At 73.9% G+C, this 20,940-nt stretch carries 17 protein-coding genes; 9 read left to right on the forward strand and 8 right to left on the reverse strand.

The window, feature by feature from the left end; all coding sequences use genetic code 11:
- Positions 1 to 415: 415 nt before the first annotated feature.
- Complete coding sequence (locus tag ACFVU7_RS44270) at positions 416 to 727, forward strand: Rv3235 family protein (protein WP_388052301.1); 312 nt, start codon at positions 416 to 418, stop codon at positions 725 to 727.
- 122 nt (positions 728 to 849) lie between these two features.
- Here the strand turns inward: ACFVU7_RS44270 and secA are convergent, their stop codons facing one another.
- Complete coding sequence (secA, locus tag ACFVU7_RS44275; protein ID WP_049657305.1) at positions 850 to 3,612, reverse strand: preprotein translocase subunit SecA; 2,763 nt, start codon at positions 3,610 to 3,612, stop codon at positions 850 to 852.
- A 255-nt stretch (positions 3,613 to 3,867) separates the two neighbouring features.
- Between secA and ACFVU7_RS44280 the strand changes: the two genes are divergently transcribed.
- Together ACFVU7_RS44280 and ACFVU7_RS44285 are read left to right on the forward strand one after the other, a co-directional pair.
- Positions 3,868 to 4,425, forward strand: a complete 558-nt coding sequence (locus tag ACFVU7_RS44280) for a GNAT family N-acetyltransferase (RefSeq protein ID WP_387827272.1) — start codon at positions 3,868 to 3,870, stop codon at positions 4,423 to 4,425.
- Between the two features lie 75 nt (positions 4,426 to 4,500).
- Positions 4,501 to 5,709 (forward strand): winged helix-turn-helix domain-containing protein, encoded by a 1,209-nt coding sequence (locus tag ACFVU7_RS44285; protein ID WP_387827269.1) that lies wholly within the window; start codon positions 4,501 to 4,503, stop codon positions 5,707 to 5,709.
- A 12-nt stretch (positions 5,710 to 5,721) separates the two neighbouring features.
- Here ACFVU7_RS44285 and ACFVU7_RS44290 read toward each other — a convergent pair whose 3' ends face one another.
- Together ACFVU7_RS44290 and hpf are read right to left on the reverse strand one after the other, a co-directional pair.
- Positions 5,722 to 6,474: a response regulator transcription factor gene (locus ACFVU7_RS44290; RefSeq protein ID WP_082346073.1), complete on the reverse strand. Its 753-nt coding sequence runs from the start codon at positions 6,472 to 6,474 to the stop codon at positions 5,722 to 5,724.
- A gap of 270 nt (positions 6,475 to 6,744) precedes the next feature.
- Positions 6,745 to 7,440 carry a ribosome hibernation-promoting factor, HPF/YfiA family gene (gene hpf / locus ACFVU7_RS44295; protein ID WP_049657308.1) on the reverse strand — a complete coding sequence of 232 codons (696 nt, stop codon included), beginning with the start codon at positions 7,438 to 7,440 and terminating at the stop codon, positions 6,745 to 6,747.
- A gap of 368 nt (positions 7,441 to 7,808) precedes the next feature.
- Here hpf and ACFVU7_RS44300 point away from each other — a divergent pair, with 368 nt between their 5' ends.
- Positions 7,809 to 8,591: a ComF family protein gene (locus ACFVU7_RS44300; protein ID WP_388052292.1), complete on the forward strand. Its 783-nt coding sequence runs from the start codon at positions 7,809 to 7,811 to the stop codon at positions 8,589 to 8,591.
- A 56-nt stretch (positions 8,592 to 8,647) separates the two neighbouring features.
- On the opposite strand, the gene ACFVU7_RS44305 is transcribed toward ACFVU7_RS44300, so the two are convergent.
- The 3 genes from ACFVU7_RS44305 to mtrA are packed head-to-tail and all read right to left on the reverse strand — an operon-like array spanning position 8,648 to position 13,299.
- Positions 8,648 to 10,540 carry an LpqB family beta-propeller domain-containing protein gene (locus tag ACFVU7_RS44305; RefSeq protein ID WP_388052294.1) on the reverse strand — a complete coding sequence of 631 codons (1,893 nt, stop codon included), beginning with the start codon at positions 10,538 to 10,540 and terminating at the stop codon, positions 8,648 to 8,650.
- Positions 10,515 to 12,620 (reverse strand): MtrAB system histidine kinase MtrB, encoded by a 2,106-nt coding sequence (gene mtrB, locus ACFVU7_RS44310; protein ID WP_074005004.1) that lies wholly within the window; start codon positions 12,618 to 12,620, stop codon positions 10,515 to 10,517. The genes ACFVU7_RS44305 and mtrB overlap by 26 nt, the downstream gene beginning before the upstream one ends.
- A 1-nt stretch (position 12,621) precedes the next feature.
- Positions 12,622 to 13,299, reverse strand: coding sequence for an MtrAB system response regulator MtrA (gene mtrA, locus ACFVU7_RS44315; RefSeq protein WP_030247322.1), 678 nt, complete (start codon positions 13,297 to 13,299; stop codon positions 12,622 to 12,624).
- Positions 13,300 to 13,596: 297 nt separating this feature from the next.
- Between mtrA and ACFVU7_RS44320 the strand changes: the two genes are divergently transcribed.
- The 5 genes from ACFVU7_RS44320 (at position 13,597) to ACFVU7_RS44340 (ending at position 19,108) form a co-directional block, all read left to right on the forward strand.
- Positions 13,597 to 14,772, forward strand: coding sequence for a hypothetical protein (locus tag ACFVU7_RS44320; RefSeq protein ID WP_074005003.1), 1,176 nt, complete (start codon positions 13,597 to 13,599; stop codon positions 14,770 to 14,772).
- A gap of 5 nt (positions 14,773 to 14,777) precedes the next feature.
- Complete coding sequence (locus ACFVU7_RS44325; protein WP_388052296.1) at positions 14,778 to 15,470, forward strand: DUF4129 domain-containing protein; 693 nt, start codon at positions 14,778 to 14,780, stop codon at positions 15,468 to 15,470.
- A complete protein-coding gene (locus ACFVU7_RS44330; RefSeq protein ID WP_388052299.1) occupies positions 15,467 to 16,711 on the forward strand; it encodes a DUF4350 domain-containing protein in 1,245 nt (414 codons plus the stop codon). The genes ACFVU7_RS44325 and ACFVU7_RS44330 overlap by 4 nt, the downstream gene beginning before the upstream one ends.
- Complete coding sequence (locus ACFVU7_RS44335) at positions 16,708 to 17,718, forward strand: MoxR family ATPase (protein WP_049659237.1); 1,011 nt, start codon at positions 16,708 to 16,710, stop codon at positions 17,716 to 17,718. Before ACFVU7_RS44330 ends, ACFVU7_RS44335 begins: the two co-directional genes overlap by 4 nt.
- A gap of 79 nt (positions 17,719 to 17,797) precedes the next feature.
- Positions 17,798 to 19,108 carry a DUF58 domain-containing protein gene (locus ACFVU7_RS44340; protein ID WP_117488066.1) on the forward strand — a complete coding sequence of 437 codons (1,311 nt, stop codon included), beginning with the start codon at positions 17,798 to 17,800 and terminating at the stop codon, positions 19,106 to 19,108.
- Positions 19,109 to 19,129: 21 nt separating this feature from the next.
- Here the strand turns inward: ACFVU7_RS44340 and ACFVU7_RS44345 are convergent, their stop codons facing one another.
- Together ACFVU7_RS44345 and ACFVU7_RS44350 are read right to left on the reverse strand one after the other, a co-directional pair.
- A complete protein-coding gene (locus tag ACFVU7_RS44345; protein WP_388052304.1) occupies positions 19,130 to 20,287 on the reverse strand; it encodes an RNA polymerase sigma factor in 1,158 nt (385 codons plus the stop codon).
- 8 nt (positions 20,288 to 20,295) lie between these two features.
- Positions 20,296 to 20,703, reverse strand: coding sequence for a YciI family protein (locus ACFVU7_RS44350; protein WP_049659240.1), 408 nt, complete (start codon positions 20,701 to 20,703; stop codon positions 20,296 to 20,298).
- Positions 20,704 to 20,940 lie beyond the last annotated feature (237 nt).

The raw sequence follows: 20,940 nt of genomic DNA on the forward strand, positions 1-20,940 counted from the left end.
ACGGCGCAATGCGGCGGCCGGGCGCCGCCACCCGGTCCGCCCAGCCGGAGCGTCCCCTTTTGGACCGTACGGCCCGTCCCCGCACGTCAACCGGGTGCCGTCGGACGGCCCCTCCGGCCCGGCGCCGCACAGGCCGGTTCCCCCGGATAGGTGAATTCGGGGGCCCGTCCCGGCCGCCCCGGAAACCCGTTGCCGCCCCGCGCGGGACGCCCCCAGCCTGGACCCGTCCGTACCCGCACCACCCAGCCGAGGAGCCACCCCGTGACCGTCCCGGTACAGCGCCCACCCCGCCGCCCGCCCGTACCGCCGTCCGCGTGACGCCGGCGGCTGCGAGCCGGCCGGCCGCCGCCCGCGCCACCCGCGCGCCGCCTGCACCAATACCCCCGGGCCGAACGCCGGGCCGGGCTCCGGGGCGCTGGCCGCCCGGTTCGCCCGCCAGCTGGTCGAGGTGCTCACCGGCGCCCGGCCCTCCGGCCAGCTGATGCGGCACACCAGCCTGGACGGCTACGGGCAGCTCGCCTCGCTGGTCCGGGCCGGCGCGCTGCGCCGCGGCGGCCCCGCCGACCGGCCCCGGCTCGGCCCGGTGCACGACCGCTCGCCCTCACCCGACGCGGTCGAGGCCTGCGTGCGGGTCGACCTCGGCCGGCGCCACCACATGGTGGCCTTCCGGCTGGAGCAGCGCGGCCCGGCCGGGCAGTGGCAGTGCACCGCCGTGGAGGCCCGGTGAGCGCCCCGCCGCGCGCCCGCCGGTACGGACCACACGCCCGGCGGTACGGAACGGCGCAGGGCGCCGTCCCGGTCCGGGAACGGCGCCCTGCGTGGCGTCCTGGCTGGTGGCCGGCGGCCGGCTCAGCCCTTGCGGCGGCGGCCCTTGGCCGACTTGGCGGCCTTGCGGCGCTCGGCGCGGGTCATCCCGTCGCCCTCGTCCTCCGGCGCGAGGTCGTCGAAGTCGCCCTCGATGACACCGCCGCCGACCTCGTCCGAGGGGGCCGTGTAGTGCAGCCGCTGCGGCTTCGGGGCCTCCAGGCCCTTGGCCTTGATCTCCGGGCGGGCGGCGTCCTTCTCCAGCTTGTCGAGCGCCACCTGGGCGTCCTCGACCGGGACCTCCTCGACCTGCTGCTCGACCTGGACCTCCAGGTTGAACAGGTAGCCGACGGACTCCTCCTTGATGCCCTCCATCATCGCGGTGAACATGTCGAAGCCCTCGCGCTGGTACTCGACCAGCGGGTCGCGCTGCGCCATGGCCCGCAGGCCGATGCCCTCCTGGAGGTAGTCCATCTCGTAGAGGTGCTCGCGCCAGCGGCGGTCCAGCACCGACAGCACGACCCGGCGCTCCAGCTCGCGCATGATCTCCGCGCCCAGCTGGTCCTCGCGGGCGCCGTACTGGCCCTGGATGTCCTCCTGGACGGACTTGATCAGGAACTCGGGGGTCAGCCCGGCCGGGCCGCCGGCCTCCTCCTCCAGCTCCTCCAGGTCCAGGGTGACCGGGTAGAGCTGCTTGAGCGCGGTCCAGAGCTTGTCCAGGTCCCAGTCGTCCTCGAAGCCCTCGCCGGTGGCCGCGCGGACGTACGCCTCGACGGTGTCGTCCATGAAGTGGCCGACCTGCTCCTGGAGGTCCTCGCCCTCCAGCACCCGGCGGCGCTCGCCGTAGATGACCTCGCGCTGGCGGTTGAGCACCTCGTCGTACTTGAGGACGTTCTTGCGGATCTCGAAGTTCTGCTGCTCGACCTGGGTCTGCGCGGAGGCGATGGCGCGGGTGACCATCTTGGACTCGATCGGCACGTCCTCGGGGACGTTGGCCATCGAGAGCACGCGCTCGACCATGCCGGCCTTGAACAGGCGCATCAGGTCGTCGCCCAGCGACAGGTAGAAACGGGACTCGCCCGGGTCGCCCTGACGGCCGGAGCGGCCGCGCAGCTGGTTGTCGATCCGGCGGGACTCGTGCCGCTCGGTACCGAGGACGTAGAGGCCGCCGGCCTCCTTGACCTCGTCCTGCTCGGCCTTCACCGAGGCCTTGGCCTTCTCCAGCGCGGCCGGGAAGGCGGCCTCGTACTCCTCCGGGGTGTCCGTCGGGGTGAGCCCGCGCTGCGCCAGCTCGGCCGCCGCGAGGTGGTCGGAGTTGCCGCCCAGCATGATGTCGGTGCCTCGGCCGGCCATGTTGGTGGCGACGGTGACGGCGCCCTTGCGGCCGGCCTGCGCGACGATCTGCGCCTCGCGCTCGTGGTGCTTGGCGTTCAGCACCTCGTGCGGGATGCCGCGCTTGCGCAGCTCCTGCGACAGGTACTCGGACTTCTCGACCGACACGGTGCCGACCAGCACCGGCTGGCCCTTCTCGTGCTTCTCGGCGATGTCCTCGACCACGGCGGCGAACTTGGCCGGCTCCGACTTGTAGATCAGGTCGGGCTGGTCGATGCGCAGCGGCGTCTTGTTGGTCGGGATCGGCACCACGCCGAGCTTGTAGATCTGGTGGAACTCGGCGGCCTCGGTGGTGCCGGTACCGGTCATGCCCGCGAGCTTGTCGTACAGGCGGAAGAAGTTCTGCAGGGTGATGGTGGCCAGGGTCTGGTTCTCGTTCTGGACCTCCACCCCCTCCTTGGCCTCGATCGCCTGGTGCATGCCCTCGTTGTAGCGGCGGCCGGCCAGGATGCGGCCGGTGTGCTCGTCGACGATCATGACCTCGCCGTTCATCACGACGTAGTCCTTGTCCCGCTTGTACAGCTCCTTCGCCTTGATGGCGTTGTTCAGGAAGCCGACCAGCGGGGTGTTCACCGACTCGTAGAGGTTGTCGATGCCCAGGTAGTCCTCGACCCGGCTGACGCCCTCCTCCAGGATGCCGACCGTGCGCTTCTTCTCGTCGACCTCGTAGTCCCGGTCGATCTTCAGGCGCAGCACCAGCTTGGAGAAGTCGGCGTACCACTTGGTCGCCTGGTCCGCCGGGCCGGAGATGATCAGCGGGGTACGGGCCTCGTCGATCAGGATCGAGTCGACCTCGTCGACGACCGCGAAGTAGTGGCCGCGCTGGACGAGTTCGTCCTGCGACCAGGCCATGTTGTCGCGCAGGTAGTCGAAGCCGAACTCGTTGTTCGTGCCGTACGTGATGTCCATCCCGTACTGGCGCTTGCGCTCGGCGGGCGTCATGTTGGCCAGGATCACGCCGACTTCGAGGCCGAGGAAGCGGTGCACCCGGCCCATCCACTCCGAGTCGCGCTCGGCGAGGTAGTCGTTGACGGTGATCAGGTGGACGCCCTTGCCCGTCAGCGCGTTCAGGTACGCGGGCAGCGTGCCGACGAGGGTCTTGCCCTCACCGGTGCGCATCTCGGCGACGTACCCGTGGTGCAGCGCGGCGCCGCCCATGAGCTGGACGTCGTAGTGCCGCTGGCCGAGCACGCGCTTGGCGGCCTCACGGACGGTGGCGAACGCCTCGGGGAGGATGTCGTCCAGGGTCTCGCCGTCCGCGAGCCGCTGCTTGTACTCGTCGGTCAGTGCGCGCAGCTCGGCGTCGGTGAGGTTGACGAAGTCCTCTTCGATGGAGTTGACCTGGGCGGCAATCCGCTGCAGCTTGCGAAGGATCTTGCCCTCGCCGGCGCGCAGGATCTTGTCGAAGACGGACACGATGAGCGGGCTCCTTGCCTGTATTGGCACTGGACGACTGCACGGCGGGTCCACCCCACCGCACGGGCCATCGTATGCGAGGAGTCCAACCCCCCGGGAGGTGCGTCAGCACGGTATTCCCGTGTCACCCTGGCGAGCACATGGCCCGATAGCACCGTCCACCGGGACAAAACGGTCGGCGGGTCGTGGAGTTGGACGCCAAGGCGGGCGAATAATCGGATGCCCGCCTTCCTCCCCTGGCGGAATAATCCGTTCATGGACGAACTTCGCGCCGAACTTCCCGCCCTCACCACCGACCGACTGGTCCTGCGCCCCCCGCAGGAGTCGGACATCGACGCGGTCTACGCCGCCTGCCAGGATCCGGAGATCCAGCGCTGGACGGTCGTCCCGTCGCCCTACCGCCGCGAGGACGCCGAGTTCTTCGTACGCGATCTCGCCATCGAGGGCCGGCGCACCGGGGCGAACCTGATCTGGTGCGTGTTCGAGCGCGAGTCCGGCGCCCTGGTCGGCTCCCAGGGGCTCGTCCTGCGCCCCCAGGACCCGGGCTGCGCAGAGATCGGCTGGTGGGCCGTGAAGGAGTTCCGCGGCCGCGGCTACACCACCGAGGCCGCGCGCGCCGTCTCCCGCTACGGCCTGCGCGAGCTGGGCCTGCGCCGCCTGGAGTGGCTGGCCTACGTCGGCAACGACGGCTCCCGCGCGGTCGCCGAGAAGGCCGGCTACCGCTTCGAGGGCACCCTGCGCTCGTACGCCGAGCAGCGCGGCGCCTTCCACGACTCCTGGATCGCCTCCCTGCTGCCCTCCGACCTGGCCTGAGCCCTCCGCCCCGACCCGGGCCCTCCGTCCCGACCCGGGCCCGCGCTGTCGGTGCCCCGGACTACGCTCCCCGGCATGACCGCCGCTGCCGCCCGCCCCGCCCCCGCCGCCGTCCTCAGCGCGGACGACGCCCGCCGGATCGCCCTGCGCGCCCAGGGCCTGCTGGGCGCGCCGGACCGCCGCGGCGGGGTGCGCGGGGTGCTGCGGCACCTGGGCGCCGTCCAGCTGGACACCATCTCGGTGCTCGCCCGCTCGCACGAGCTGGTGCCGTACGCCCGCCTCGGCGCGGTCGGCCGCCCGGCCGTCGAGGCGGCGTACTGGGGCGGCGGCACGAGCTTCGAGTACTGGTCGCACGCGGCCTGCCTCCTGCCGGTCGAGGAGTGGCCGCTGTTCGCCTTCCGGCGCCGCCGCTACCGCGACCGCGGCCACCTCTGGGGCCACCAGGTCCCGCCCGAGACCTACCGCGCCGTGCTGGACAAGCTGCGGGCCGAGGGGCCGTTGACCTCCACCGAGCTGGGCGGCGCCAAGAAGACCGCCGAGTGGTGGGACTGGTCCGACACCAAGATCGCGGTCGAGCGGGCGCTGGCCTTCGGCGACGTGGTCTGCACCGAGCGCCGGAGCTGGAAGCGGGTCTACGCACTGGCCGAACAGGCCATCCCCGACGCCCTGTTGGGGCAGGAGCGGTCGGACGGGGAGTGCGTGCGCACCCTGGTCGCCCAGGCCGGAGCCGCGCTCGGCGTGGCCACCCGGGCCGACCTGCTGGACTACCACCGGCTGCGCGCCGAGCAGTTGGACCCGGTGCTCGCCGACTGCGGGCTCGTCCCGGTCGAGGTGGCCGGCTGGGGCCCGGACGGCGCCCCGGCCCCGGCCTGGGCCGACCCGGCCGCCCTCGCCACCGCCCCGCGCGGGCGCCACCGCACCACACTGCTCTCGCCGTTCGACTCCCTGGTCTGGGACCGCGCCCGCACCGAGCGGATCTTCGGCATGACGCACCGGCTGGAGGCCTACACGCCCAAGCACAAGCGGGTGCACGGCTACTTCGCGATGCCGCTGCTGGCCGGCGGCCGGCTGGTCGGCCGGGTCGACCCGGCCCGCGAGGGGCGCACCCTGGTCGCCCGGCAGGTCTCCCTGGACGGTCCGGGGCGGGGCGCCCGGCACGTCGAGACGCTGGCGACGGCGCTGCGCGAGGCGGCCGACTGGGTCGGCTGCGACGCGGTGCGGGTCGGGACGCTGCACGACGAGCGGCTGCGCCCGACCCTGGAGAAGCTACTGGCGGACCGCTAAGTCCCGCCAGGCTCACCCTATTTCGAGGATCTTCTCCCGCATCGCGTACACCACCGCCTCCATCCGCGAGTGCAGCTGGAGCTTCTCCAGGATGTTGCGCACGTGGTTCTTCACGGTGTTCTCGCTGATGAACAGCTCCTTGGCGATCTCCCGGTTGTTCATCCCGGTCGCCACCAGCTTGAGCACCTCCAGCTCCCGGTCGGTGAGCCGGGGCGCGGGCACCAGGTCCCGGTCGTCGGAGCGGCGCTGAATCATCGACTTGAACTCGGTGAGCAGCTTGGACGCCATCGAGGGGCTGATCTGCGACTGCCCGTCGGCGACCGCGCGGATCGCGGTGGCGACCTCGTCGGTGGAGATCTCCTTGAGCAGGTAGCCGGTGGCCCCCGCCTTGATCGCCTCGTAGAGGTCGGCCTCCTCGTCGCTTATCGTCAGCATGATGATCTTGGTGCTCGGTGCCACGTCCTTGATCGCCGTGCAGGCCTCGATCCCGCTGCGGCGCGGCATCCGGACGTCCATGAGGATGATGTCGGGCAGCAGGTCGGCGGCCTTCAGCACGGCCTCGGCGCCGTCCCCCGCCTCGCCGACGACCTTGATGTCCGGCTCCTCCGCGAGGACGATCTCCAGCCCCCGACGGAACAGCGCGTGGTCGTCCACCACCAACACGCGGATCGGTTCACCCCGGTGCGGCTCGTACGCGGGCTCATCCTCCGCCCCCAACGGCAGCCCTGGCCCGACCCCGGGCCCCAGCCCGAAGTGATCCCCCATCCGCTCCTCCCCCTTCGCGGGTCGTCGTGCGCCAATCATTCCACGCCCCGGCGCCGCCCCGGTCACGCTCCGATGCCGATTCCCCCGCAACGGGTGACCCGTCCGTCCGGGGCGCGAGACCGCCCTCGACGCACCGCCGTTGGAACCGCACCGCACCCTCGACGCACCGCTGTTCGAACCGTGCCGCCGTTCGAACCCAACCGCCCCCGAACGCCGGTGACCCCGGCGGCCACGGCCGCCGGGGTCACCCCTCCATCGCTGTTCGGACGGTCAGTCCTCGTCGTCGGCCCCGCCGATCGCGCCGCCCGCCCCGCCACCCGGGCCGGCCGCGAGGTCGGTCTGCAGGTGGATGACGCCGTAGTGGTAACCGTGCCGGCGGTAGACCACGCTCGGCAGGCCACTGTCCTTCTCCACGAAGAGGTAGAAGTCGTGGCCGACCAGCTCCATCTCGTAGAGCGCCTGGTCCAGCGCCATGGGGGCGGCCGGGTGCGTCTTCTCCCGGACCACCAGCGGGCCTTCGCCCTCCACTTCCAGGGATCCCATCATGGTCTTGCGGACGGCGCCGTTCGTCTCGCCCTCCGGCGCCGTCGTCTCCGGCAGCGCGGCCAGGGCCGCGGTCGCCTCGGCGACGCTGATCGGGGTGCGGCCGTTCGCGCCGCCCTTGTGCACCCGACGCCGGTCCGCGGACTTGCGCAGCTGCGCGTCGAGCTTCGCGGAAGCCAGGTCGAGCGCCGCGTACGGGTCACCGGCGGCGGCTTCCGCCCGGATCACGGGGCCGCGGCTGCGGAGAGTGATCTCCACCCGGTCGGAGCGGTCGGCCTGCCGCGGGTTGTGTTCCTTGGACACCTCGACGTCGAGGCTGATGGCCTTGGCGTCGAACTTCTGGACCTTCTCCAGCTTCTCGGCCACGTGCTCGCGGAACCTCTTGGGCACCTCGGTCTTGCGGCCCTTGACGACGATGTCCACGCAGAACTCCGATCCCTCGTGCTGACGCCGATCCGGGTGCTACCGGACCGGACTGAGACCCAGCTGGACCAGCCCATCCACTGCCGGCCCCCCGTCCCCGCCGCCAGCGGCGGAAACGACTGGCCCTCACCTCACTTCCTCCCCACCAGGGACGTTTGAAACCCCCTGGGCCTTATCGAACACCTCACACGGGTTTTTCGCCTCCCCAGGCGATAAGGAGGGTATGACCCGATACTGCGGTCGGGCGGTCAAGCTGGTCCACCCTGTCTACCCTCTCGCGGGTGAAGTAAGGGTAAATACCTGGACAACGCCCCCCGTACGGCCGATTCTGTGCTGACTCTCCGTGCCTGCCGCCGCCAGGAGCAGCCGTGCCGCCGTTCCCCTCCCCCGCTCCTCCGCCGTCCGCCCAGGGGCCGTTCGGCCACGCACTGGCCGGGCTGCTGGACGTCCTGCTGCCCGCCGACTGCGCGGGCTGCGGCAGCGAGCGCACCCAGCTCTGCCCGGCCTGCCGGCACGCCCTGGCCACCGCACGGCCCGCCCCCACCCCGCTGCCCTGGACGCACGCCGCCGCGCCGTACACCGGTCCGGTCCGGCAGCTGCTGCTCGCCCACAAGGAGCGGGGCGCGCTGCGGCTGGCCGCGCCGCTCGGCGAGGCCCTCGGCCGGGCCGTGCGCTCCGCCCTGGGGGCGCGCGCCGGGGCCGCACCTCTGCTGCTGGTCCCGATGCCCTCGGCGCGCTCGGCCGTCCGCGCCCGCGGGCACGATCCGACGCTGCGGCTGGCCGGGGCGGCCGCCCGCTCGCTGCGCCGGGCCGGCCTGGACGTCCGGGCCGAACCGCTGCTGCGGCACGCCCGGCCGGTCGCCGACCAGGCCGGGCTGAACGCGGCCGAACGGCGCCGCAACCTGCACGGCGCGCTCACCGTGCTGCCGCGCGCCCGGACCGGGCGCGCGGGCCTGGCGGGACCGGGGAGCCTGGCGGGACCGGGGAGCCTGGCGGGACCGGGGAGCTTGGCGGGCCGTCACCCGGTGCTGGTGGACGACCTGGTGACCACCGGGGCCAGCCTCACCGAGGCCGCCCGGGCGCTGGCCGACGCCGGCCTCCCGGTCCGGGCGGGCGCCACCGTCGCGGCCACGGTGCGCCCGTCCGACTGACCGTCACCGCGGCCGCCGACACCCCGCCGGGCCGGAGGCACCGCTCGGACGCGGCGTCAGCCCGCGTAGAAGAAGGACCGCGGCTTGTCGATCAGCGAGGTCTCCCGCCACTGGTTGTTGACCAGGCGGAAGGCCTTGATCTCGCTCGGCTTGCCGTCCGTCTGCTTGACCTCGCCCATCGCGAGCACCGGCGGCGTCTGGGTCAGGCTGTCCCCGCGGGACTCCGAGGCCGAGACGGTCAGCATGCTCTCGGCGCTCTGCAGCTGGGTCTCGGTGCTCTGCGAACCGTCCGTACTGATGAAGTACAGCTGCTGGGTCCGGTCGGCCTCCTTGCCGAGCACGAGCAGCTGGTCGGTCTCCGCCCAGGACACCGAGGCGACGTCGGTGAGCGTGGGAGCGGCCCGGTGCAGCGCGGTGATCTTCACGGTCGGCGCCTGCGGGGTGCCGTCGTGCACGACCAGGCCGAACCACAGCGAGCGGACGGCCGAGCCCGGGGTCCTGGCCACCACGGCCACCCGGACGCCGTCCGAGGAGATCTTCAGCGCCTGCACGGTCTGGCCGGTCAGACCCTCGACCGGCACGGTGTACGACTTGGCGCCGCGCACCATCACCACCCGCGGGGCCTGCTTGTTGCGGTCCACCACCCAGAGGTCGCCGCGGCCGTCCCAGGTGGGCGAGGCGAAGCCGTCCTCCTTGTCGCCGCCCTTGGCCGGCGAGGTGAGCACCGGCTCGCCCATGGCCACCGCGCTGTCCGACAGCGGCACCGACCAGACCTGGTGGCCGTCCTCGCTGATCGCGGCGGCCTGGGAGCCGGTGCGGCTGACCGCGAAGGCGCCGAGCGGCGGCTTGGTATTCGACTGCGGCTTGCCGAGGACCCCGCGGACCGGATCGCCGGGGCGCACCTCGTCGGTCGCCACCAGGGCTCCGTCGGCACGCTGGTAGTACTGCGTCGCCGTCGTCGACCCGGCCAGGGCGCCGGGACCGGTGGACGGCGAGTCACCGCGGGCGGCCGTGCAGGAGCCGTGCGGCCCCTTCAGCTCCAGCCGCGTGATCTGGCCCTTGCCCTGGTCGGCGACGGTGTAGAAGAGCTGGGTCGCCATCCGCCGGCAGGCCATCGGCTCACCGGTGTCCGCCTTGCCGAGCTGCACGTGGGCGACCCGGTTGTCGTCGATGCTCACCTTGTCGACCGTGGTGCCGGCCGGGAACGCCGTGCGGACCACCGGCGAGAGCCAGACGGAGGGGCCGTCGACGAGCGCCCGGACGGCCGAGGTGAGCGGGTCTATCCGGCGCCGCAGGTAGACCGGGTCGGCGAGCAGCACCTCCTGGCCGGTGCTCCCGGACACCACCGAGGACGGGTCGGGCGCGGTGTAGAAGAACCGCTCGACCTGCCGGAAGCTGTTCCGGAAGTTGGTCTCGTTCATGATCACGCCGGGCGCCAGCCTGTCGATCCGCCACTCGCCGTCCTTCTGCCGGACGAAGGTGAAGTCGGACGAGTCGTTGTTCTGCCCGGCGACCCGCGCGTACGAGTGCCGCTCGTCGACGCCGGCCACCAACTGCCCGCTCACCTGCAACGACGCCGTGGTGTCCGCGTCGGTGACGTCCTGGCCGGGCGGGATGCCGGTGGCGGAGAGCACCTTCGTCCCGGCGTCCGGGTTCCAGGTGGCGGCGGCGCTCTCGGTGAGGTACTTGCGCGCCGTGTCGTACCCCTCGTCGGCGGTCACCGCGTCCAGGAACCCGTTCAGCAGCTCGCGCGGTTTGGCGCCCCGGGCGGGCGCCACCGGGAAGACCCGGGCCTGCAGGTCCTTGTCGGCCGAGCCCTGGGAGAGCTCCACCCTGGTGATGCCGCCGGAATCCGGCATGGCCGCGCAGCCGCTCGCCACCAGGGCGCCGAGCAGCCCGCCGACCACCGCGAGGAGCCGCGGCTCAGTCCTGTTGCTCGTCCTTCGCACGCTGCGACCCCTCCGCGTCCGTCGTCCCACCCGTCGCGTCCGGCTCCGCCGTCCGCTGTGCCACCGACGGCCGTCCCGGCGTCGGGTCCACCATCACCTGGGCGCCGGTGGCCCCGTACCCGGCGGCCGTCCACACGCCCGAGGGGTCCGCGCGCGGACCCTCCGGCAGCTTGCGCCGGCCCAGCCCGGGGCCGATGTTCAGCACCCCGCCGAGCCCGCTGCCGAGGCCGCCGCTCACCGTCTCCGGCGTCTCCGCCTGCTCCTCGACGGCGGCCGTCGCCGTCGAGCCGGCCGGGCTGATCGCCCGCCGGTACGGCGTGCCCTGCGCGCCCAGGCCCCGGTTGTTGCGGGAGTCCTCCGGCTCCAGCCGGAACGGCGCCCGGCTGATCTCGCCGCCGCGGGTGCGCGGCAGGGTGAGCCGGAAGTGCGAGCCGCCGCCGGGCTCGCCCCAGGCCTGGAGCCAGCCGCCGTGCAGGTGGGCGTCCTCGACCGCGATGGACAGCCCGAGGCCGGTGCCGCCGGTGGTCCGCACCCGGGACGGGTCGGCCCGCCAGAAGCGGTGGAACACCCGGGACGCCTCGCCCGGCTTGAGGCCGATGCCGTAGTCGCGCACGCCGACCGCGACCGCGCCGTCCGCCGAGCCCAGCCGGACCACCACGTCGCGGCCCTCGCCGTGCTCCAGCGCGTTGACCACCAGGTTGCGCAGGATGCGCTCGATCCGGCGGGAGTCCACCTCGGCCAGCACCGGCTCGCCGTCGCCGCGGATCACCACGGCGCTGCCCTTGGCCTCGGCGAGCGGTTCGGCGGCCTCCACCACCCGGGCGACGATCTCGCGCAGGTCGACCGGCTCGGCGTCCAGGATCGCGGCGCCGGCGTCGAAGCGGCTGATCTCCAGCAGGTCGGCGAGCAGCGACTCGAAGCGGTCCAGCTGGCCCTGCAGCAGCTCCGCCGAGCGGGCCGCCATCGGGTCCAGGTCCTCGCGGCTGTCGTAGATGAGGTCCGCGGCCATCCGGACCGTGGTCAGCGGGGTGCGCAGCTCGTGCGAGACGTCCGAGACGAACCGCCGCTGCACCCGGGACAGCTCCTCCAGCTGGCGGATCTGCGCCTGGAGGGCGTTGGCCATCCGGTTGAAGGACTCCCCGAGCCGGGCGATGTCGTCCGTCCCGGTGACCTTCATCCGCTCTTCCAGGTGCCCGTCGGCGAGCCGCTCGGAGATCCCGGCGGCCATCCGGACCGGGGTGACCACCTGGCGCACCACGACCCAGGCGATGCCGCCCATGAGGATCACCACGAACACCCCGGCGGTCGCCAGGGTGCCGGTGACCAGGTTGAGGGTGTCGGTCTCCTGGCCGAAGGAGAAGACGTAGAACAGCTGGTACGAGGTCTCCGCCGGGCCGCGGAACTGCATGCCGAGGGCCAGCCCTGGCTCGGACGTGACGCTGCTGCCGGGCGAGCGCTGGATCCGGGTCGGCTGGTCGAACATCTGGCCGGGCTCGGCGGCCAGCTTGGCCCGCAGGGTGTCCGGGATGCTGATCGGCTGGATGTCGCCCGAGTAGCGCGGCGCGAAGCCGCCCCCGTCGGGGACGACGGCGCCGGTGCCGGGGGACATCGCGATCACCGAGTAGACGGTCTGCCCGCTCCCGGCCAGGTCGTTGACCTGCCGCAGCAGCCAGGTGCCGATCTCGTCGACGGTCGGGTCGGCGGTGCCCCGCAGCTTCTGGTCCCGGGCCTCGTCGATCTTCTTCTGCTCGACCTGGAAGCCGATCCGGGCCTGCGCGCGGGCGGCGTCCGTCTTGGTTCCGAGCAGGCCGGTGCGCACCTGCGCCACCACGACCACGCCCAGCACCAGGACGACCGCGATGGACGCCAGCAGCGACACCGCGACCACGCGCAGCTGGATCGACCGGCGGTACAGCGCGGCCACCCGGTGCGTGGGACGGCGCAGCTGACGCTTCACCAGCGCGAACACGCCGGAAGGGCCGCGTCGGCGACGGGTGGTCGAACTCAGCACGTCGCCGCGCACGGCCCCCGCCCCGTCGGTCGCGGAACCCGACGGGGTGTCGTCTGCCCGCTCCGTCACGTCAGCTGGGTCCCGCCTTGTAACCGACGCCGCGGACGGTCACCACGATCTCGGGGCGCTCCGGGTCCTTCTCGATCTTGGAACGCAGGCGCTGCACATGGACGTTGACCAGACGGGTGTCCGCCGCGTGGCGGTAGCCCCAGACCTGCTCCAGCAGCACCTCGCGGGTGAACACCTGCCAGGGCTTGCGGGCCAGCGCGACCAGCAGGTCGAACTCCAGCGGGGTCAGCGGGATGCCCCGGCCGTCCCGCTTCACGGAGTGGCCGGCCACGTCGATCACCAGGTCGCCGATGGTCAGCTGCTCGGGCGTCGGCTCCTCGGCGCGGCGCAGCCGGGCGCGAACCCGGGCCACCAGCTCCTTGGGCTTGAACGGCTTGGTGACGTAGTCGTCGGCCCCCGACTCCAGGCCCACCACCACGTCGACCGTGTCGGTCTTCGCGGTCAGCATCACGATCGGGATGCCGGACTCGGCCCGGATCTGCCGGCACACGTCGATGCCGTCCCGGCCGGGCAGCATCAGGTCGAGCAGGACCAGGTCCGGCTTGGTCTCCCGGAAGGCGGCTAGCGCCCTGTCCCCATCCGCGACGAAAAACGGCTCAAAACCCTCACCCCGCAGCACGATACCGAGCATCTCGGCCAGTGCGGAGTCGTCATCAACGACGAGGACGCGTCCCTTCATGCGTCCATCTTCTCATTACCGGATTGTGACCTGCCGCACAGCAGTGCCAATGCTCCAGAACGGCCAACTCCCCCACCGGTGCATTCCGGCCATACCGGGCGAATGCTCCCCCGGAAACGCCTCCGGACCCCCCGCGAACCCGCGCCGGACCACCGCCCGACCCGCCGCGGAGGACCGTTGCCGATCAGCAACCGGATCGCCATGGGGCCGGTTTCCGGCCCCATGGCACGATGGGCGCTGCGCGCGGGCGGAAGATCCGTTCGCAGTCGCGCCCGTGACGCCCTCCGAGGAGCAGTGATGACCGACACCCCGGGCTGGGCCTCGCCCAGCTCGTCCGAGCCGCCCCGCGACGACGCCCGGCCCCCGGCCGACGCGCCCGCCGCCGTGCCCGGGCCGTCGGCACCACCACAGGCCGCCCCCGGCTGGACCGGCCCGGCCGGCGCCCCCGGGAACGGACAGCAGTGGGGCCAGCAGCCTCCCGGCGGCCACCGCCCGTACGGCTGGGGCGCCCCGGCGAGCCCCAAGCCGGGCGTCATCCCGCTGCGCCCGCTGAGCTTCGGCGAACTGCTCGACGGTGCCGTCACCACCGTCCGCCGGCACTGGCGCACCGTGCTCGCGCTCTCGCTCGGCCTCGCCGTGGTCGCCCAGGCCGGCAGCCTCCTGGTCAACCTGCTGGTCAAGGGCAAGACCGGCGAGGCCACCCAGACCCTGCGGATGCTGGCCGGACTGCCGCTCGAACTGCTGCTCAACGTGTTCGCCACCGCGCTGCTCACCATCGTGGTCAGCCGCGCCGTCCTCGGCCGGTCGGCGACCGCCGGGGAGGCCTGGCGCGACGCCCGCCCCCGGCTGCTGCAGCTGCTCGGGCTGACCCTGCTCACCGTCCTGCTCGGCCCCGGCGTGGTCCTGCTCGGCTTCACCCCGCTGATCGGCTACACCCTCGCCGGCCAGGGCTCCGTCGCCATCGCCGGCCTGCTCACCCTGGTCGGCCTGCTGACCGTGCCGGTCGCCGTCTGGCTGTGGATGCGCTTCAGCCTCGCCGCGCCCGCCCTGATGCTGGAGAAGCAGGGCGTGCTGACGGCGCTGTCGCGCTCGCGGCGGCTGGTCCGCGGCGCCTGGTGGCGGGTCTTCGGCATCAACCTGCTGGGCCACGTGCTGGCGCTCGTCGTCGCGATGGTCGTGGTCGTCCCGTTCCAGTTCCTCGGCCTGCTGCTCGGCTTCGAGAGCCTCGACGCCCAGGGCCTGCCCGACACCGCCGACCAGGGCGTGGCCATGCTGCTCCTGCTGGCGGTCGCCGGGATCATCGCCGGCACCTTCACCACCCCCTTCATCGCCGCCGTCGGCGTGCTGGTCTACATCGACCAGCGGATCCGCCGCGAGGCCCTGGACATCGAACTCGCCCGCGCGGCCGGCCTGCCCGAGCAGAGCGGCACCGGCTGGGGCGCGCAGGGCGACCCGGCACCGGCGAGGCGCTGAACCGGATGCCTAACTGGGGGGACAGGCTCCTCGCCGCGGGCGGCGCACCCGTCACCGTGCCGCGTGACCCGGCTCGCGAGGCCGCCCGCGACGAGCTGCTCGACGCGGAGTACCACAAGCACGACCCGTCCGTACTGCAACGCGTCACGGACTGGATCTACGACCACATCGCCAAGGCGCTCGACAGCATCTCCGGCGACGGCACCACCGGCACCACCGGGCTGGTCCTCTTCCTGATCGTCGCGGTGCTGATCGGCGGCGCGGTCTGGTGGCGCCTCGGCGCACCCCGCCGCGCCGCCCGCACCGTCCAGGACGTGTACGGCGCCGACGGCCCGCGCAGCGCCGACCAGTACCGGACGGACGCCGCCCGGCACGCCGCCGCCGGACGCTGGACCGAAGCCGTCCGCGAACAGATGCGCGCCCTGGTGCGCGGCCTGGAGGAGCGCACCCTGCTCGACAACCGCCCCGGCCGCACCGCCGACGAGGCCGCCGCCGAGGCCGGCCGGGCGCTGCCCGAGCACGCCGCCGCGCTGGCCGCGGCCGCCCGGACCTTCGACGACATCGCGTACGGCGAGCGCACCGCCGACCAGAGCGCGTACCGGCTGCTGCACGAGCTCGACCGGACGCTGGAGCGCACCCGCCCGGTCCTCGCGCCCCCCGCACCGGCTCCGGCTCCGTCCTCGGGAGGAGCGGCATGACCGGTTCCGCCCCCGCCCCCGCGGCACCGCCCGTCGCCGAGCCGCCCGCCACCGCCGCCGATGGCGCCGCCGCGACCAGCCTCGCCCCGACCAGCCGCGGCCTGTGGCGCCGCGCCCGCTGGTACCTGGCCGTCCTCGCCGCCCTGCTGATCGGCGCCGCCGCCGTGTCCGCCCTCGGCCAGGACCGCCGCTACCCGCCGCTGGACCCGCGCTCGTACGACCGCGACGGCGCCCACGCCGTCGTCGCCCTGCTCGAACGCCAGGGCCTCAAGGCCGAGTTCACCACCGACCCGGCCACCGCCCCGGCCGGCCCGGACACCCTCGTCCTGCCCGAACCCGACCTGCTCGACCCCGCCCAGCTGCGCGCCGTCGCCGCCGCCCGGCACCGGCGGCTGGTGCTGGTCGCCCCCGGCCCGGCCGCGCTCACCGCGCTCGCCCCCGGCATCCGGCTGTCCGACGACGCCGGCGGGCTCCCGTACGCCTCCGTCCGCTCCACTCCCCCGGAGTGCGCCCTCACCGAGGCCGTCCGGGCCGGCAGCGCCCAGCAGGGCGGCATGCTCTACACCAGCGGCAGCCGCGGCACCGGCTGCTACCCGCGCGCCCATGGCTACCCGCTGGTCGTCCTCCCGGCCGGCGACGGCGACCGCGACGTCGTCGTGCTCGGCAGCGGCACCTTCCTGCACAACGGCGAACTCGCCAAGGACGGCGACGCCGCCCTCGCCCTCGGCCTGCTCGGCTCGCAGCCCCGCCTCACCTGGCACCTGCCCGACTACTCCGCCCCGCTCCCCGAGGGCGCCCGCACCAAGAGCTTCGGCGACTTCCTGCCGAGCGGCTGGCACTGGGCCGGCTACCAGCTCGCCGTCGCCGCCGTGCTCGCCGCCCTCTGGCGCGGCCGCCGGCTCGGCCCGGTGGTCAGCGAGAACCTGCCCGTGGTGGTCCGCGCCGCCGAGACCACCGAGGGCCGCGCCCGCCTCTACCGGCGCGCCAAGGCCCGCGGCCGCGCCGCCGAGGCCCTGCGCGGCGCCACCGCGCACCGCCTCGCCCCCGCCCTGGGCGTCCCGCTCCAGGCCGGCGCACCCGACCCCGACGCGCTCTGCGTCGCCCTGGCCGACCGGCTGTCCGAACGGCCCGCCGGGGACGTCCGGGCCCTGCTGTACGGCCCGCCCCCGACCGACGACGCCGCACTGCTGCGGCTCGCCGACGACCTCGACGCCCTCGAAAGGCAGGTACGGAACCCGTGACCGACCAGGCAACCGCCCAGCTCCGCCCCGTCCCCGGCACGGCGCCCGCCACCCCCGCCACCGACCCGCGCGCCGCGCTGACCGCCCTGCGCGCCGAGATCGGCAAGGCCGTGGTCGGCCAGGACGCGGCCGTCACCGGCCTGGTCGTCGCCCTGCTCTGCGGCGGCCACGTGCTGCTGGAGGGCGTCCCCGGCGTCGCCAAGACCCTGCTGGTGCGCACCCTGTCCACCGCGCTCAGCCTGGGCACCAAGCGCATCCAGTTCACCCCCGACCTGATGCCCGGCGACGTCACCGGCTCGCTCGTCTACGACGCCCGCACCGCCGAGTTCTCCTTCCAGCCCGGCCCGGTCTTCACCAACCTGCTGCTCGCCGACGAGATCAACCGCACCCCGCCGAAGACCCAGGCCGCCCTGCTGGAGGCCATGGAGGAGCACCAGGTCACGGTGGACGGCGAGGCGCGCCCGCTGCCCGTCCCGTTCCTGGTCGCCGCGACCCAGAACCCGGTCGAGTACGAGGGCACCTACCCGCTGCCCGAGGCCCAGCTGGACCGCTTCCTGCTCAAGCTGGTCCTGCCGCTGCCCGACCGCGACCAGGAGTTCCAGGTGCTCTCCCGGCACGCCGCCGGCTTCGACCCGCGCGACCTCGGCGCGGCCGGCGTCCGCCCGGTCGCCGGCCCCGAGCACGTCGCCGCCGCCCGCGAGCAGATCGCCAAGCTGACCGTCTCCCCCGAGGTCCTCGCCTACATCGTCGACCTCTGCCGGGCCACCCGGCAGTCCCCGTCGCTGTCCATCGGCGTCTCCCCGCGCGGCGCCACCGCCCTGCTCGCCGCCTCCCGCGCCTGGGCCTGGCTGGCCGGCCGCGACTACGTCACCCCGGACGACGTCAAGGCGCTCGCCCTGCCCACCCTGCGGCACCGGGTCGCGCTGCGCGCCGAGGCCGAGATGGAGGGCGTCACCGCCGACTCCGTCATCCAGGCCGTCCTCACCCAGACGCCCGCACCCCGCTGACCCCACCCCGCCGTACCGCCCCCGTTCCGGCTGCCGGCCCACGGGTTCCGACGCACGGGCTTCCGAAGGAGCGCACCGCATGGCCCTCACCGGGCGAACCGCCCTGCTCGCCGCACTCGGCGCGCTCGTCGTGGGCCTGCTGCTGCCGTCCTGGACCGGGATCGGCCTGGTCACCGGCGCGGTGCTGGTCGCCGTCGCGGTCGACCTGGTGCTCGCCGCCCCGGTCCGCGGCCTGCGGTTCGGGCGGGCCGGCGACACCACCGTCCGGCTCGGCGAGCCCGCCACCGTCGAACTGACCGTCACCAACCCGTCCGGCCGGCCGCTCCGCGGCCTGGTCCGCGACGCCTGGGCCCCGTCCGCCTGGCGCCCCGGCACCGCCGAGGCCGCCTCCCGGCACACCCTGGCCCTCCCCGGCGGCGAACGGCGCCGGATCACCACCGTGCTCACCCCCACCCGCCGCGGCGACCACCACGCCCACCGGGTGACGGTCCGCTCGCTCGGCCCGCTCGGCCTGGCCGCCCGCCAGGGCTCGCACCTCGTCCCCTGGACGGTCCGCGCGCTGCCCCCGTTCGCCAGCCGCAAGCACCTGCCCTCCCGACTCGCCCGGCTGCGCGAACTCGACGGCCGCACCTCCGTCCTGACCCGCGGCCAGGGCACCGAGTTCGACTCCCTGCGCGAGTACCTGCCCGGCGACGACGTCCGCTCCATCGACTGGCGCGCCAGCGCCCGCCGCAACACCGTCGCCGTCCGCACCTGGCGCCCCGAACGCGACCGGCACATCCTCGTCGTCCTCGACACCGGCCGCACCTCGGCCGGCCGGGTCGGCGACGCGCCCCGCCTGGACGCCGCCCTCGACGCCGCACTGCTGCTCACCGCCCTCGCCACCCGGGCCGGCGACCGGGTCGACCTGCTCGCCCACGACTCCCGCAAGCGCGTCGCGGTGGCCGGCAGCTCGGCCCACGAGGTGCTGCCCGCCTTCACCAACGCGATGGCCGGGCTGGAACCCGCGCTGCACGAGACCGACATGCGCTCGCTGGTCGCCACCGCGCTCAAGATGGCGCCGCAGCGCTCGCTGATCGTGCTGCTCACCGGTCTCGACGCGGCCCCGGTCGAGGACGGCCTGCGTCCGCTGCTGCCGATGCTCACCAAGCGCCACGAGGTCGTCCTCGCCTCGGTCGCCGACCCGCAGCTGGACGCCCTCGCCGCCGGGCGGGGCACCCTGGAGGCCGTCTACGGCGCGGCGGCCGCCGAACAGACCCGGGCCGACCGCCGGGCCACCGCCGAGCACCTCACCCGCCACGGCGTCACCGTCCTGGACGCCCCGCCGACCCGGATCGCCCCGGCCCTCGCCGACACCTACCTGGCGCTGAAGGCCGCCGGCCGGCTCTGAGCCCCGCTCCCCCGGCCGGACTCACTCCGTCCGACGACCCTTCAGAAGCGTGTTGAGCCGGGCCGCCTGACGGGTCAGATGGTCGCGCTCGGCAAGGTCGGGCGCCCGGTGCGCCGCCTCCGCGTACAACCGGGCCGCCGCCACCAGGTCCCCGTCGCGCTCATGGAGGTACGCCGCCACCGCCGCGTACCTGGGCAGCGCGTCGTCCAGCTCCGCGAGCGCCGCCAGCCCCGCGCGCGGACCGTCGGCCTCGCCGACCGCCACCGCGCGGTTGAGCCGCACCACCGGGCTCGCGGTCAACCGGACGAGCTCGTCGTACCACTCGACGATCTGCACCCAGTCCGTCTCCCCGGCGGTGGGCGCGTCGGCGTGCAGCGCCGCGATGGCCGCCTGGGCCTGGAACTCGCCCAGCCGGTCCCGGGCCAGGGCCCCCTGGAGGATCCCGATGCCCTCGGCGATCAGCCCGGTGTCCCACCGGCCGCGGTCCTGCTCGGCCAGCGGAACCAGCGCGCCGTCGGGCGCGGTCCTGCCCGCCCGCCGGGCGTGGTGCAGCAGCATCAGGGCCAGCAGTCCGGCCACCTCGGGGTGGTCGATCACCGCGGCGAGCTGCCGGGTGAGCCGGATCGCCTCAGCCGCGAGGTCGAGATCGCCGGAGTAGCCCTCATTGAAGACCAGGTAGAGGACCCGGAGCACGGTCGCGACGTCCCCCGGCTGATCGAACCTGACGGCCGAGACGGTGCGCTTGGCCCGGCTGATCCGCTGCGCCATGGTCGCCTCGGGCACCAGGTAGGCCCGGGCGATCTGGCGGGTGGTCAGCCCGCCCACCGCCCGCAGGGTCAGCGCCACCGCCGACGAGGGCGTCAACGACGGGTGGGCGCACAGGAAGTAGAGCTGCAGCGTGTCGTCCACGGCGGCCGCGGGCCCCGGCTCCGGCTCCTGGTCGACCAGGTCCTCCCGGCGCCGGCGGGCGGCCTCCGACCGGGTCGCGTCCAGGAACTTGCGCCAGGCCACGGTGACCAGCCAGCCCTTGGGATCGCGCGGCCGCTCGGCCGGCCAGAGCCGGACCGCCTCGACCAGCGCCTCCTGCACCGCGTCCTCGGCCGCCACGAAGTCAGCTCCGCGGCGGACGAGGACACCGATGACACTCGGCGTGAGACTCCTCAGCAGGGCCTCGTCCATCGGGGACGTCACTCGGTGATGGTCGCCGGCATCGCCAGGAACGGACGCAGCTCCAGCCACTCGTGGATCGGCTCACCCCCGGCCCCAGGCGCGGCCGACAGCTCCCCGGCCAACTCGACGGCCCGCTCGTAGCTGTCGACGTCGATCACCATCCAGCCGGCGATCAGGTCCTTGGTCTCGGCGAACGGACCGTCGGTGACCGGCGGACGCCCCTCGCCGTCGTACCGGACCCACGTCCCCTCGGGCGCGAGCGCCTGGCCGTCGACGAACTCGCCGGTCTTCTCCAGCCGGTCCGCGAACTCCTGCATGTACCGGATGTGCGCCGTGACCTCCTCCGGTGTCCACTGGTCCATCGGCACGCAGTTGACCGCGCTCGGGGCACCCCGGTAGTGCTTCAGCAACAGGTACTTGGCCATCGTCTTCTCCTCGGATCCTCGGAGCTGGTGCGACCCATTGTGGCCGCGTCCACTCCGGGGACGGTGCCGGGCACGGGTTCTCGACACGGCCGGCCAAGATTCTTTCCGGCCCGCCCCACAGCCGGCCCACAACGCGAAGAGTCCCGGAAAACGCGAAGAACCCCCATCCGGGACCCGGATGGGGGTTCTTCTGAAGAATTGTTCGGCGGCGTCCTACTCTCCCACAGGGTCCCCCCT

It is taken from the genome of Kitasatospora sp. NPDC058046 (assembly GCF_042885595.1).
Lineage (GTDB): Bacteria > Actinomycetota > Actinomycetes > Streptomycetales > Streptomycetaceae > Kitasatospora.